This window comes from Sphingobium sp., from assembly GCF_032153725.1.
Taxonomy (GTDB): Bacteria; Pseudomonadota; Alphaproteobacteria; order Sphingomonadales; family Sphingomonadaceae; genus Sphingobium.
Genome location: NZ_JALDYQ010000103.1, coordinates 1 through 13,433, shown reverse-complemented (window position 1 = coordinate 13,433; position 13,433 = coordinate 1). Strand labels below are relative to the sequence as shown.

Genomic DNA, 13,433 nt, shown 5'->3' with positions numbered 1-13,433 from the left:
GTGGTGAATCAGAAAAAGCCGCCGCCGTGAATCCCTAAAATGTCACTACAGCCTAATATCCCTTGCACCATGGCGGCATAACGGAACTGTGCATAAGCGAGGTACCATCGCATGTCGGGAACCGCGATTCTCCGTCGCGCGCAGTAAAGCCGTATATAATCATCCATTGCGGGGATGCCGAGCGATGGCAGATCCATTCCGGCGAGGCTGGTCGCGGCCAGGCTGGAATCCGGCAAATCCCACCAGGCGCGCAAATGGTGGGCAAGGTCCACGAGGGGATCGCCGATCGTTGCCATTTCCCAGTCCAAAACGGCGACGACACGCGGCTCTGCCGGATGCACGATCAGATTGTACAGACCATAATCGCCGTGGATGAACCGTGTTTCCTCCCCTTGCGGCAGATGGCGGGGCAGCATGTCGATCAGCCAGCGCATGTCCGCAATCGGGGTCAGTTCAGCCTCTGTGTAGAGCGCCGACCATCGTTTGAGATTGCGGGCTGTATAGCTGCCCTCCCGTGCCAGATCATCCAATCCGATTGCAGCGGGATCGATCCCGTGCAGGCGGGCGAGGATGTGGTTCATGTCATCATAGATGGCGGCACGGTCAACGGACGGCACGCCTTGCATGTCCGCTTCCCAGAACACCCGGCCCGGGACATGGTCGACAATGAAGAATTCCGAACCGATGATGCTGGCGTCGGCGCAATAAAGCTGCGGTCGTGGCACGGGAATATCGGACGCTGCGAGCGCCGACAGGATGCGATATTCCCGGTCGATGCGGTGCGCGGATGCCACCAGCTTTCCCGGCGGTTTGCGCCGCAACACATAGGAGCCGGCAGGGCCGGTCAGCCTGTAGGTCGGATTGGATTGCCCGCCCTTGAACTTGGTGGCGCTGAGATTCGTTCCCATTCCCGGCAGGCGCGGGCCGAGCCAGTCGGCGAGCGCCCCAAGATCGAGCTGTAGGTGCGCGGGCGGCGCTTCCTCGCCGCTGAACCGTTCCTGCCGACCGGTCAACGCGCTTGTCCCTTCGTGGCGGCGGGGCGATATTTGTCCAGTTCCATGCGGGCGATGAGGCGGTTATGAACCTCATCCGGACCATCGCCCATGCGCAGCATCTGCATGCGCGCGAAGGAGAAGCCGAGGCCGAAATCGTCGCACAGCCCCGCCGCTCCATGGGCCTGCACCGCAATTTCCGCGACCATGCGGCCGATGCGCGTCGCAGCGACTTTGATCTGGGAAATTTCGCTCCGTGCGATCCGGTTGCCGACCGTGTCCATCAGATGCGCGGCCCGCTGAGTGAGCAGGCGAGCCATATTGATCTGTATCCGGGCTTCCGCGACACGTTCCTGCCAGATCGACTGATGGGCCAGCGGCTTGCCGAAGGCGACCCGTTCCAGCAGGCGTCGGCATGTCTGTTCCAGCAACCTTTCGCACTGGCCGATAATGCGCATGCAATGATGGATGCGTCCCGGTCCCAGCCGTCCCTGCGAGATTTCGAAACCACGCCCTTCGCCCAGGATCAGGTTTTCGATGGGTACCCGGACATTGTCGAAGATGATTTCCGCATGTCCCTTGGGCTGGTCGGCATATCCCAGGACAGACAAATGCCGGACGAGCGTGATGCCCGGCGCGTCGACGGGGACGAGGATTTGCGACTGTTGCAGATGGGGCGACGCATCGGGATTGGTCTTTCCCATCACGATGTAGATGCGGCACAACGGATGATAGGCGTTGGTGATCCACCATTTGCGGCCGTTGATGACATAATCGCCGCCATCGCGCTCGATCCGCGTCTGGACATTGGTGGCATCGGACGAGGCGACATCGGGTTCGGTCATGCAATAGGAGGAACGGATACGGCCTTCCAGCAGTGGTTTCAGCCATTGCACCTTCTGGGCTTCGGTTCCGTAGCGATCGAGAACCTCCATATTGCCGGTGTCGGGTGCGGAACAGTTGAAAACCTCCGAGGCATAATGGGACCGCCCCATGATTTCCGCGATCGGCGCATAGTCGAGATTGGTGAGGCCCGCGCCATTTTCCGAATCCGGCAGGAAAAGATTCCACAACCCTTGCTCACGCGCTTTGGCTTTCAGTTCCTCCAATATCGGGGGAAGGGCGAAGAGCGCATCTCCCTCATGCAATTGGCGTTCGTAGAGTGCTTCGTTGGGATAGATGTGGGTATCCATGAAATGCTGGACCCGCTCTGCCATGGCTCGGGATTTTTCGCTCTGGTCGGGTATCATGCCGCTTTTCTCTCCGCTGTCAGGGACGCCCGCCATCGACCCGGATCAATGCGCCGGTGGTAAAGCGGCTATGGTCGCTGGCGAGATATATGATGGTGGTCACGATTTCGTCCGGCTCGCCGAAGCGCCTGAGGACGGCGGGCGTGCCGGCTTCCTTGTCGGCTGACCAATGCTGCGCGACATCGGTGCGAAACGATCCCGGAAGCACGGCATTGACGCGGACATGGGGCGCGAATTCCTGGGCATGGGCGATAGTCATGGCATTCAGGGCCGCCTTGGCACCGGCATAGGGTATGATTTCCGGCGTAGGCCTGACGGCGCCGACGCTGCCGATGTTGATGATGCAACCGCCGCCCGCTTCGACCATCCTCGTGCCGATCAGGGCGCTCATTCGGAACGGACCCTTGAAATTGAGCGAGAGGACGGCATCCACCAGCTTTTCGGAGGTTTCCACCGAAGACGGCGCCGCGGGGGACATGCCCGCGTTGTTCACCAATATGTCGACACGACCGAAACGGGCATAGGCGCGTTCAACGACCGGATCGATCTCCTCCCAGCGACCCATATGGGCTGGAAGGGCCAGCGCCCGCCGTCCCCGCGCTTCCACCTCGCGCGCTACCGCGTCGCAATTATCGGCATTCCGGCTGACGATGATCAGATCGGCGCCATGATCCGCAAGACCGAGCGCGATGGCACGGCCGAGGCCCCGACTGCCACCGGTCACGAGCGCGACCTTGCCCTTCAGGTCGAACAGATTCGGCATGCCTCTCTCCAAAATAGATCGCTAGCAATTAATACGGTACCATATTAAATGTCAAACGATCGGATTGAGGTCGAGAGGGAAGGGCCTCAATCATTTGAAAAGAGGTTCTTATGTCTGGCCCTTCTGTCGATCGAATGCCTTACGCGATGCGGCGCACTCTGAGCGCGCTGGTCCACGATATTGCCCGCTTGCGCCGCAAACTGTTGGATGCCGCGTTGCGGCCGGTCGGCATCACGCGCGCGCAGCGCTGGATGCTCATCATGTTGTCGCAATATGGGGAACAGGGCGTCAGTCAGGTTGAACTGGCGCAGGCCATGCAGGTGGGCGCGGTGTCGCTTGGAGAGAAGCTCGGCCTGCTGGAAACTCAGGGCTATGTGGTGCGCGTCCGCAGCGCGTCGGATCGTCGTCGGAACAAGGTGCGCCTTTCCGATGCGGGCTACCGCGCGCTGCATGATTCCACCGCGCTGACACAGGCATTCAACCGTCAGGCCATGATGGGTCTGACGGATCAGGAACTGGCGATGGTCGAACGTGCGCTGGCCGTCATTCACGCGAATCTCACCCGGATGAACATGGCCGCCAGCGAATAATGTGCTAACATACGATATTGACTCGGGCCCGGTATTTGCTAGCCTGCATGTCGAAATGAAGCGCATGGCGGAAGCGAAAGGCCGGCGCGGGCAGGAGAGCAACGCATGGCTGGAAATGTATCACTCGAATGGGATCGCGAAGCTGTGGCTCTTGTCACGGTCGGAGATGGCGGAGCGTCGAACCATGTGACGACCTGTGCGACCGTTTCCAACCTGGCCGACGCTCTGGACCAGGCATTGGAGCAAGGCGCGCGCGTGATCGTGCTGGCTTCGTCGGTGGAGGGGCACTGGCTGGAGCATGCCTCTCTCGATGATCTCGTCAGGTTGATGGCCGGTCAGCCGGCCAGCGGCGATCCGGCCGGATGGTTCCGCAGCCTTCAGGCGCTCAACCGCGGCAAGGCGGTCACGATCGCCGCGATCAATGGCGATACGTCAGGCGGGGGATGCGAGTTGGGCTGGGCATGCGATCTGCGCGTTGCCGAGGAGCAGGCCCGCTTCAGCCAGCCGGAGGTCATTATCGGTGCCGGAACCGGCATTGGCGGAACTTCGCGGCTGATGCGGTTGATCGGGCGGACGGTGACGGCAGAGGTCGTGTTGATGGGGCGGCCGTTGACGGCCCGGCGCCTGTATGAGCTTGGCGGCGTCAATCGCGTCGTGCCCAAGGGAAGGGCGGTTGAGGAAGCGCTGGCCATGGCGAGGGAGATTGCGGCCCTGCCGCCGCAATCGGTCGCAGGCATGAAGAAGATGCTGGGCGAAGCGGAAGATCTCAACCAGACCGACGGTATCAGCAACGATCAGACGATCAGCCAGACGCTGTTCGCGCATCCGGATAGCCTGGCGAACATGAAAGCCATCCAGTCCCGCTTCGATGGAGGCGAGAGCATGGGTGACGTGTACTGGCCGGCTGTTTGATGATCATCATAATGATTTGAATTCGGGAGAGATGCTATGAATCTGGAACTGGCAGGAAAGAAAGTCATCATCGGTGGGGCCACGCGGGGCATCAGTCTTGCCACGGCGAAACTGTTCGCCGCCGAAGGCGCGGAGCTGGGCCTTTTCTCGCGCAATGGCGATGCGCTCGACGATTTGAAGCAGGAACTGGACGGCAAAGTCGTGACCCGTGAATTCGTCTGGGAAAACCGGGACGATTACAAGGCCATGCTGTCGGGATTGGCCGAAGAACTGGGTGGCTGCGATATCTTCATCCATTCGATCAGCTCTTCAGGGGCGCAGGGTTCGCAGGATTGGGATGCCAGCTATCAGCTCGATATGCTGGGTGCGGTCGATGGCTGCGAGACGCTGGAGCCGCATCTGGAAAAGTCGGGGGCCGGTTCCGTGATCCTGATGTCGAGCACGGCGGCGTTCGAGACGTTCCTGATCCCGCAGGCTTTCAATGCGATCAAGGCGGCGGTGATCACCTATGGCAAGCAACTGAGCCAGGCCTGGGGCGCCAAGGGCATCCGGGTGAATATGGTTTCGCCAGGACCGGTAAGCTATGCGGGCGGCAACTGGGAAGGCGTCAAGGCAATGATGCCGGATCTCTACACCGGCATTGTCGGGCAGATTCCGGCCGGCCGCATGGGAACCCCTGAAGAGGTCGCCAAGACGGTCGTGTTCCTGGCCAGCCCGGCCGCGTCCTATGTGACCGGCACGAACATCGTCATTGATGGCGGCTTCACCAAGCGCGTCCAGTTCTGACCGATCCAAGAGGAAAGCGATATGGCGACGCCCACCCGCTATGCTGAAATCCGGTTCAACGACAGGCCGATCAAGGATCAGCTTGCCGATCCCGAAGCCTTCACGCTTGAACCCGGCCCGAAGACAGCGGACTATGAAGCGCGGCCGTCCTATCGCCTTGATCAGATCTATCCCAATATTGGCGATTATCGCACCGCCTCCACTCGTCGCTTCATCGATGCCGCCGACAAGGCTATCGAAGAGGAGAAGATGTGGAGCAAGCTGTGGCTGCTCGCCGGGGTGGCCAGCGATATCGCCCAGCCGGGAGACTGGTTCCGTTTCGACATCGGGGCGCAGTCGATCATCATCGTGCGATCGAAGGAAGATGAGGTCAACGCCTTCTACAACGCCTGCAAGCATCGCGGAAATGAACTGGTGCAGGATGATTTCGGGCATGGCGCCAGTTCCTTCACCTGCATCGTTCACAGCTGGCGGTTCAATCTGAAGGGCAAGAATGTTCGGGTTACCGACCGGGATACCTTTCAGCCGGAGGCGCTCTGCCATAATCTCGATCTCACACCGGTTCATGTGAAAGTCTTTGCCGGATTGGTATTCATCAGCATGGCGGAAGACCCCATGCCGTTCGAGGAATATTATGGTGAACTTCTTCCGATGCTGGCATCCTATCGCATGGAGGACATGTTCGTCGTAAAACATTTGATGATCGACGTTCCGGCCAATTGGAAGACCATGTATTCGGTCTTCAATGAAACCTATCATGCCCACGCGACCCATCCCCAGATCAAACCCTATGTCGATGATCATTTCGTCCAATATGATTTTTATTCCAACGGGCATAATCGAAACCTGTTCGCGGTCGGATCGGTCAGTCCGCGCTGGCCGGATGGCCGCTTCGTCAATGTCGGCCTGGCCTATTTTCTGCAGGAGGCGGGCGTCCGCCCGGCCGGCTTCAGGGGCGATGCGCGTCATGTCCGCCGCGCCCTTCAGGATGCCAAGCGGCGCGAAGACAACCCGTTCGGCCTCGATTATTCCGATTTCACGGACAACCAGTTGAGCGACGACTGGAACCCATCGCTATTCCCCAATGTGACGCTGAACATGCATCCGGAAGGCATATTGCTGCAACGCTTCCGCCCGCATCCGACTGATCCCGAACGCGGTTATCAGGATGTCTTCATCCTGTCGGCGAAATTGGCGGAGGGGCGGCGTCCGCCCGCTTATATGGGGGTGGAGGATGATGTCGACGTTTCCGGCAAGGTGCGTCCTGCCATTCGCCGGACCACTTATGAGAATCCGCAAGGTGGCGAAGTCGTGGAGCAGGATATCGCCAATATGGTCACGCTTCAGCGCGGCATGCATTCGCGCGGTTTGAACGGCATTATCGTATATTCTGAGCAAGAGCGAAGGATTCAGCAATTTCTGGCAGAATTGGATCTCTATCTCGAAGATCGCAAAGTCTGAATAGGAAAGGGGGGCGATCCGATCGCCCCCGAACATGTCATCGGTCGCCCAATGGCTTGCCCGATCCATAGGATTCGGCGCCGCCCGGCATTTCGTCCAGGCGTGGCATGCGTGTAAGCTGGTTGCCGCCATTGATCTGAAGATTGAGGCCGGTGACATAAGCCGGCCCGGCGAGCCAGAGGACGGCATTGGCAAAATCGGCCGGGACGCCGACCCGCCCCAAAGGGATTTCGCGTTCGAATGTGGCGGCGAAGGCGGGGTCGGCAAAGGCTTCCTTCGCCATGTCCGAATTGATGGCTCCGGGCAGGATCGAATTCACCCGAATATTGCGCGAGGCATATTCGAGCGCGGCGTAGCGGATCATGCAATCCGCAGCGGATTTCGCAGCGGCATAGGCGGCATGCGGAAAGACCGGATGCGTGGTCGACATGGACGAAATGAAGATGATCGACCCGTCATGGCCGATGGCTTCCGCCATATATTTGATGAAGAAGGTCGTGCCGAAGAAATTCACGCGCGATGCCGTTTCGAGCAGTTCCCGACTCATGTCCGATATCAGGCTCATGACGGGCTGTCCCGCCGAGTTGACGGCGATGTCGAGTCGGCCGAACGTGTCGATCGCGGCCTTGGCCAGCGCCTTGATATCGTCCTCACTGCCCGCGTCGCAACATATGGCTTTCCCCCCGATCTTGGCGGCAAGCCGTTCGAGGGGGGCAAGGCTTCGGGCGGCCACGACCACTTTCGCGCCGTTAGCGGCCAGCTTTTCGGCAATGTCCCAGCCTGTGCCTCCCTCGGCGGATGCGCCCAGCACGACGGCGACCTGGCCGGTAAGATCGATTTGAAATGGTGGCGACAAAGGGGCCTTGGTCATGAAATCCACTCCAGTTATGAAATATCCGGGCTAGTGAAGCAAAATCGGACGATCCTGCCTCCAGTCGGTCAGAGGTCGATTTCCAGCTCATCGTCCAGCTGACGGGTGGCATAGAGCGTCAGTCCATTGGGGGTCAGGGGCGAGAGCGACTTGCCATCCTCCAGACTGAATCGCGCGCCATGATGCGGACACATGATGAAATTACCCCGCACCCGGCCGCCTTCCAGCGACAGATGCTGGTGGGGACAGATCTCGTTCATGGCGCGGATGCCCACGGCGCTTCGGCAGATCAACACCCGCTTGCCGTTCAGGTCGAAAATCCGGGAACCGGTTTCGGGCAGGTCCGACAATGCAATTCTGGCCAAGTCCGGCTCCTCTCGCTTTTTACGGTGGCGCTCGTTTATTAAGTAACTTGCGTAACGTACGAAAGCGTACTACATCAGCTTCGAGATCTGATCAACGGTCTTGTGGGGCGGCCGAGTCCGTCGCGCGATCGGCAGCAAAAAGCTGTCGGCATTCGATACATTACGAGGCTTTGCGCCTTCAGCAGGTGATGTGCATGACGCAATTGGGTATTTCACGTTTCGGCGCATATGTTCCACGGCTTCGGCTGGACCGTTCGGTCATCGCTGCTGCCCATGCGTGGATGGCGCCGGGGCTCAGGGGGCAGGCGAAGGGAAGCCGGGCGTTCACCAGTTGGGATGAAGACGCCATAACCATGGGGGTCGAAGCAGCCCGCGATGCGCTGGGCCAAAGAGACGCGGCCGCAGTGCGGGCGGTGCGTCTGGCCTCGACCCATTTGCCTTATGCGGACCTTCAGAATGCGGCTATAGTCGCCCGTGCAATCGGTGCGGCCCGTACGGTTGCGACCTCCGACATCACCGGTTCCCAGCGCGCGGGCACGTCCGCATTGCTTCAGGCGCTCAAGGGGGCGGAGGCAAGTCTGGTCATCGGCTCCGACAATCCCTTCGCGAAACCCGCGAGCGCTCAAGAACTGGGGTTCGGCGCGGGCGCGGCGGCTTTTCTGGTGTCGGATGAAGATATCGCGGCGCGCTTGATCGGATCGGCAACAGTCGCGGATGTGTTCGTCGACCATTTCCGCAATAGCGATGCGGACAGCGACTATGTCTGGGAAGAACGCTGGGTCCGGGACGAGGGCTATGCGAAGATCGTGCCCGCCGCCGTCAACGCTGCACTGGCCGACGCGCAAATTTCCATCGGTGACGTCCAGCATTTCGTCATGCCCTCCTATCTCAAGGGCGCGGCCGATGCGGTTGCGAAGAAGATAAAATTCGCGGGCACGGTCGCTCCGGGCCTGGAGGATGGAGTCGGCTATGCCGGTGCTGCCCAGGCCTTGTTGATGCTGGCCGCGACTTTGGAGAAGGCGCAGCCGGGCGAACGCATCCTGCTGGTGGGGTTCGGTCAGGGTGCGGATGTGCTGATCTTCCAGACCACCGATTCCATCAAGGCAGCGCAGCCGGTTCGCGGCGTTGCCGGGTCCATTGCCGACGCGCTGCCGACCGACAGCTATTTGCGGATGCTGTCTTTTTACAACGGCATCGAGGCGGAATGGGGCATGCGCTCGGAAAAGAGCGCGAAGACGGCGCTCACGGATCAATATCGCTCTGCCGGCCAGTTGGAGGGTTTCAATGCCGGCAAATGCGGAAGCTGCGGAACGGTGCAGTTTCCCCAGTTGCAATATTGCGTGAGCTGCCATGCCTCCAACGAGGGCTTCTCCAATGTCCCCTTGCGGAATGAGCAAGCGGAAGTGCTGACATCGACGGCGGACTGGCTGTCCTATCATCCTGCGCCGCCGCTCTGGGTCGGCTTCGTGCGGTTCGATTCCGGCGCCCGGGTCCTCATGGAGATGGTTGATATCGGCAAGGACGGTATCGACACGGGGGCGAAGCTGCGCATGGTCTATCGCATCAAGGAAAAGGACCGGCAGCGCGGCTATAATCGGTATTTCTGGAAAGCAACGCCGCTCGGCGCGGCTTGAGGAGGGCGCATCATGGCAACAGGTATCAAGGACAAGGTCGCCATTCTCGGCATGGGCTGCTCCAAATTCGGGGAGCGCTGGGACGCCGGATCGCCCGATCTGATGAAGGAGGCGTTTGAGGAAGCGCTGGCGGATGCAGGCATCGAGCGGGGCCAGATCGAGGCGGCCTGGTTCGGCTGCTGGGGTGACGGCATCAATGTGGGCAATTCCTCGATTCCGGCGGCGATGGCATTGCGGCTGGAGGGCATTCCGGTCAGCCGGGTCGAGAATATGTGCGCCACCGGCACCGAAGCGCTGCGCGGTGCGGCCTATGCGGTCGCCTCGGGGGCGGTCGACATTGCGCTCGCTATCGGGGCGGAAAAGCTGAAGGATACGGGCTTCGGTGGCCTGCCGCCGCCATTCAAGGGCACGTTCAACGACCTGTGGATGCCGATGGGTTCCGCGCCTGCCGGTTTCGCGCAGCTCGCGCCTTATTATCGTGCCAAATATGGCACGTCGAAGGAGGATTTGAAGCGCGCCATCAGCCATGTTTCGTGGAAGAGCCACCAGAATGGCCAGTACAGCCCCAAGGCGCATTTCCAGAAGGCGGTGCCGATGGAAACCATCATGAACGCGCCGATGATCTCCGATCCGCTCGGCCTGTTCGATTGTTCGGGCGTGTCAGACGGTTCGGCCTGCGCGATCCTGACCACGCCGGAAATCGCGCGGGCGTTGGGCAAGAAGGATCTGGTGACGATCAAGGCGCTTCAGCTGTCGACCAGTTCGGGTCGCGAAACCCAGACCAATGAATGGGACGGCAGCTATGTCGCGACCACCCGCAATGCGGCGGCCCGCGCCTATAAGGAGGCGGGGATCACCGATCCCAAGTCGCAAGTCAACCTGAGCGAAGTGCATGACTGTTTCTCGATCACTGAACTGGTGACGATGGAGGATTTGGGCTTTTCCGACGATGGCCGGGCGGTGTTCGACATATTGGACGGGCGGTACGACCGGGATGGCGCCATGCCGTGCCAGATCGACGGCGGCCTTAAATGTTTCGGCCATCCGATCGGGGCTTCGGGCCTGCGCATGGCCTATGAAGTCTATAGCCAGCTGCTGGGCCGGGCCGGGGAGCGTCAGCTTTCCAATCCTTCCATCGGCGTTACGCATAATCTGGGCGGCGTTCCCTATCAGGGCATCGCGGCCATCTCTGTTCTGGGGCTTGCATAATGGCTGGTATCTGGTTTGACGAACTCGAGGTTGGGCAGGTTTTCGAGCATGCCATCCGCCGCACCCTCACGGAAACCGACAATCTGCTGATGTCGACGCTGACCCATAACCCGGCGCAGCTGCACCTGGACGCGGAATATATGAAGGGCACGCCTTTCGGCCGCCCGCTGATGAACTCGGCCTTCACGCTGGGGCTGATGGTCGGCATTTCCGTTGGGGATACGACGCTGGGGACGGCGGTGGCCAATCTCGGTTGGGATGAGGTGCGCTTCCCCAATCCGCTATTCGCCGGTGACACGATCCATGTCGTGACCGAAGTCATCGAACTGCGCGAATCCAAGTCGCGGCCGGAGGCGGGCATCGTCACCTTCCTGCACAAGGCGTATAACCAGAAGGAAGAACTGGTCGCCTCTTGCAAGCGGTCCGGTTTGCAGCTGAAAAGGCCGCAGGCATGACCCTGCCGCTGCGTTCCTTCCTGTTCATCCCGGGGGACAGTGAGAAGAAGATGGGCAAGGTGGACGGCGTCAATGCGGACGCCTTCATCTTCGATCTGGAAGATGCGGTGGCGGCTGCCCGCAAACCTATAGCGCGGGAGATGGTGCCCGCTTTCATCAAGGATCGGCCAAGGGCCACGCGCAAGTCGCAATATTGGGTGCGCGTCAATCCGCTCGACACGCCCTGGACGCTGGACGATCTGACCGCGATCGTGCCGGCCGCCCCCGATGGCATCATGCTGCCCAAGGTCAACGGGCCACAGGATGTGGCGCAGGTCAGCCATTATCTGAGCGCGCTGGAAGCGGCATCCGGTATCGAAGCAGGATCGATCAAGATACTTCCGGTGGCGACCGAGACGGCCATCTCACCCTTCCGTCTGGGCGATTATGCAGGCGCCGGGCTGGACCGGCTTTACGGCCTCACCTGGGGCGCGGAGGATCTGAGTTCGGCGGTCGGCGCCAGCGGCAACACGGATGCTTCGGGTGAATGGACGCACACATACAAGATGGTGCGCTCGCTCTGCCTGCTCGGCGCTCATGCCGCCGGGGGCGAGGCGGTGGATACGCTGTTCGTCGATTTCCGCGACTCCGAGGGCCTGCGCGCATCGTGCAAGGCCGCGCGGGCCGAGGGCTTTTCCGGCCGGGTTGCCATCCATCCGGCGCAGGTCGACATCATCAATGAATGCTTCTCCCCCTCGGAGGAGGAGGTAGCCTTCGCAAGGCGAGTGGTCGACCTGTTCGCCGCCAACCCCGATTCCGGAACCCTGGGACTGGACGGCAAGATGCTCGACATTCCCCATCTGAAACAGGCGCAAAAGACGCTGGCGATGCACGAGGCGCGCAATGACTGACACGCAGCTCCGCAATGATGGCGGGCGGGGGATTTTCTCCGCCGAACACGAACAGTTCCGCGAAACCGTCGCCCGCTTCGTGGATGACGAATTGGTGCCCAACCATGGCCAGTGGGAAAAGGATGAGGTCGTCCCCCGCGAAATCTGGCGGCGGGCGGGTGAGGTCGGCATATTGTGCCCCAATATTCCCGAGGCCTATGGCGGCTTCGGCGCTGACTGGCTCTACAACGTCGTCATCATCGAGGAACTGGCGAAGAAGGGCATCACCGGCCCGGGCTTCATGATCCATTCCGAAATGGTCGCGCCCTATATCCTGGCGGCCGGGACGGAGGAGTTGAAGCGCGAAGTCCTGCCCAGGATGGTGTCCGGCGAATATATCGGTGCTCTTGGTTTGACGGAACCGGGCGCGGGATCGGACGTCAAGGAAATCCGCACCCGCGCGGTGCGGGCCAAGGGACTGGACGGGGGCGATGATTATGTCCTGAACGGACAGAAGGTCTATATTTCCAACGGCCAGCTTGCCGATGTGATGGTGACCGCCTGCAAGACCGATCCGGGGGCCGGTGCCAGAGGTGTGAGCCTGATCGCGGTCGACACGCGCCAGCCCGGCTTCAAGCGGGGCCGCAATCTGGAGAAGATCGGCCTCAAGGCGCAGGATACGTCGGAAATCTTCCTGGAAGACGTGCGCGCGCCGCTCTATCGCAGGTTGGGCGAGGAAGGCGGCGGCTTCGGCATCATGATGGGCAAGCTGGCGCAGGAGCGGCTGACCCAGGCGGTGCGCAGCATCTGCGTCGCGGAGGCGGCGATCCAGTGGACGGTCGACTATACGTCGGAACGCAAGATGTTTGGCCAGACGCTCGGGGACTTCCAGAATACCCAGTTCGTGCTTGCCGAGCTGTCGGCAGAGGTTCTGTCGGCGCGGATTTTTACCGATTGGTGCATCCGGCGTTTCATGGCGGGGGAACTGACCGGGGTGGAAGCGGCCAAGGTGAAGCTGGTCGTCACCAACCTGCATGTGAAGGTGGTGGACCAGTGTCTCCAGTTCTTCGGCGGCTATGGCTATATGACCGAATATCCGATTGCACGGGCCTATGTCGATGCGCGGATCGTGCGGATCGCGGGGGGCGCGGCCGAGGTGATGAAGCAGATCATCGGGCGCGACCTGTTCAAGAAATAGGGGAAGGGTTGTTTGGCCGGAGGTGGCCATTTCCCGACATCCCCACCCTCGTCACCCCGGACTTGCTCCGGGGTCCCG

General features: G+C 60.9%; 14 protein-coding genes. 9 read left to right on the top strand and 5 right to left on the bottom strand.

All coding sequences use genetic code 11. The features are described from left to right. Positions 1–8: 8 nt before the first annotated feature. Genes RUH75_RS21790 through RUH75_RS21780 form a run of 3 tightly spaced genes read right to left on the bottom strand, consistent with a single transcriptional unit; the run spans position 9 to position 3,005 of the window. Entirely contained in the window at positions 9–1,013 is a 1,005-nt protein-coding gene (locus RUH75_RS21790) for a phosphotransferase family protein (protein WP_313809293.1), read from the bottom strand. Then, positions 1,010–2,278: an acyl-CoA dehydrogenase family protein gene (locus RUH75_RS21785; RefSeq protein ID WP_409592415.1), complete on the bottom strand. Its 1,269-nt coding sequence runs from the start codon at positions 2,276–2,278 to the stop codon at positions 1,010–1,012. Before RUH75_RS21785 ends, RUH75_RS21790 begins: the two co-directional genes overlap by 4 nt. Then, positions 2,262–3,005 carry a glucose 1-dehydrogenase gene (locus RUH75_RS21780; protein ID WP_313809292.1) on the bottom strand — a complete coding sequence of 248 codons (744 nt, stop codon included), beginning with the start codon at positions 3,003–3,005 and terminating at the stop codon, positions 2,262–2,264. Before RUH75_RS21780 ends, RUH75_RS21785 begins: the two co-directional genes overlap by 17 nt. 146 nt (positions 3,006–3,151) lie before the next feature. Here RUH75_RS21780 and RUH75_RS21775 point away from each other — a divergent pair, with 146 nt between their 5' ends. The 4 genes from RUH75_RS21775 to RUH75_RS21760 all read left to right on the top strand — a co-directional run bounded on the left by RUH75_RS21775 (position 3,152) and on the right by RUH75_RS21760 (position 6,754). Beyond that, positions 3,152–3,595, top strand: a complete 444-nt coding sequence (locus tag RUH75_RS21775; RefSeq protein WP_313809291.1) for a MarR family transcriptional regulator — start codon at positions 3,152–3,154, stop codon at positions 3,593–3,595. A 105-nt stretch (positions 3,596–3,700) separates the two neighbouring features. Beyond that, positions 3,701–4,507 carry an enoyl-CoA hydratase/isomerase family protein gene (locus RUH75_RS21770; RefSeq protein ID WP_313809290.1) on the top strand — a complete coding sequence of 269 codons (807 nt, stop codon included), beginning with the start codon at positions 3,701–3,703 and terminating at the stop codon, positions 4,505–4,507. A gap of 36 nt (positions 4,508–4,543) precedes the next feature. Further along, the gene (locus RUH75_RS21765; RefSeq protein WP_313809289.1) at positions 4,544–5,293 is read left to right on the top strand and encodes an SDR family oxidoreductase; all 750 of its coding nucleotides are present in this window, start codon (positions 4,544–4,546) and stop codon (positions 5,291–5,293) included. Between the two features lie 21 nt (positions 5,294–5,314). Next, positions 5,315–6,754, top strand: coding sequence for an aromatic ring-hydroxylating dioxygenase subunit alpha (locus tag RUH75_RS21760; protein ID WP_313809288.1), 1,440 nt, complete (start codon positions 5,315–5,317; stop codon positions 6,752–6,754). Positions 6,755–6,791: 37 nt separating this feature from the next. On the opposite strand, the gene RUH75_RS21755 is transcribed toward RUH75_RS21760, so the two are convergent. Beyond that, positions 6,792–7,625 carry an SDR family oxidoreductase gene (locus RUH75_RS21755; RefSeq protein WP_313809287.1) on the bottom strand — a complete coding sequence of 278 codons (834 nt, stop codon included), beginning with the start codon at positions 7,623–7,625 and terminating at the stop codon, positions 6,792–6,794. 68 nt (positions 7,626–7,693) lie between these two features. After that, a complete protein-coding gene (locus RUH75_RS21750) occupies positions 7,694–7,990 on the bottom strand; it encodes a Rieske (2Fe-2S) protein (RefSeq protein WP_313809286.1) in 297 nt (98 codons plus the stop codon). A gap of 194 nt (positions 7,991–8,184) precedes the next feature. Between RUH75_RS21750 and RUH75_RS21745 the strand changes: the two genes are divergently transcribed. Genes RUH75_RS21745 through RUH75_RS21725 form a run of 5 tightly spaced genes read left to right on the top strand, consistent with a single transcriptional unit; the run spans position 8,185 to position 13,355 of the window. Further along, entirely contained in the window at positions 8,185–9,624 is a 1,440-nt protein-coding gene (locus RUH75_RS21745) for a 3-oxoacyl-[acyl-carrier-protein] synthase III C-terminal domain-containing protein (RefSeq protein WP_313809285.1), read from the top strand. A gap of 12 nt (positions 9,625–9,636) precedes the next feature. Next, on the top strand, positions 9,637–10,833 hold the full coding sequence (locus RUH75_RS21740) for an acetyl-CoA acetyltransferase (protein WP_313809284.1): 1,197 nt from the start codon (positions 9,637–9,639) through the stop codon (positions 10,831–10,833). Next, positions 10,833–11,288: a MaoC family dehydratase gene (locus RUH75_RS21735; RefSeq protein WP_313809283.1), complete on the top strand. Its 456-nt coding sequence runs from the start codon at positions 10,833–10,835 to the stop codon at positions 11,286–11,288. Before RUH75_RS21740 ends, RUH75_RS21735 begins: the two co-directional genes overlap by 1 nt. Continuing rightward, entirely contained in the window at positions 11,285–12,178 is an 894-nt protein-coding gene (locus tag RUH75_RS21730) for a CoA ester lyase (RefSeq protein WP_313809282.1), read from the top strand. Before RUH75_RS21735 ends, RUH75_RS21730 begins: the two co-directional genes overlap by 4 nt. Then, positions 12,171–13,355 carry an acyl-CoA dehydrogenase family protein gene (locus RUH75_RS21725; protein ID WP_313809281.1) on the top strand — a complete coding sequence of 395 codons (1,185 nt, stop codon included), beginning with the start codon at positions 12,171–12,173 and terminating at the stop codon, positions 13,353–13,355. The genes RUH75_RS21730 and RUH75_RS21725 overlap by 8 nt, the downstream gene beginning before the upstream one ends. Positions 13,356–13,433: the final 78 nt, after the last annotated feature.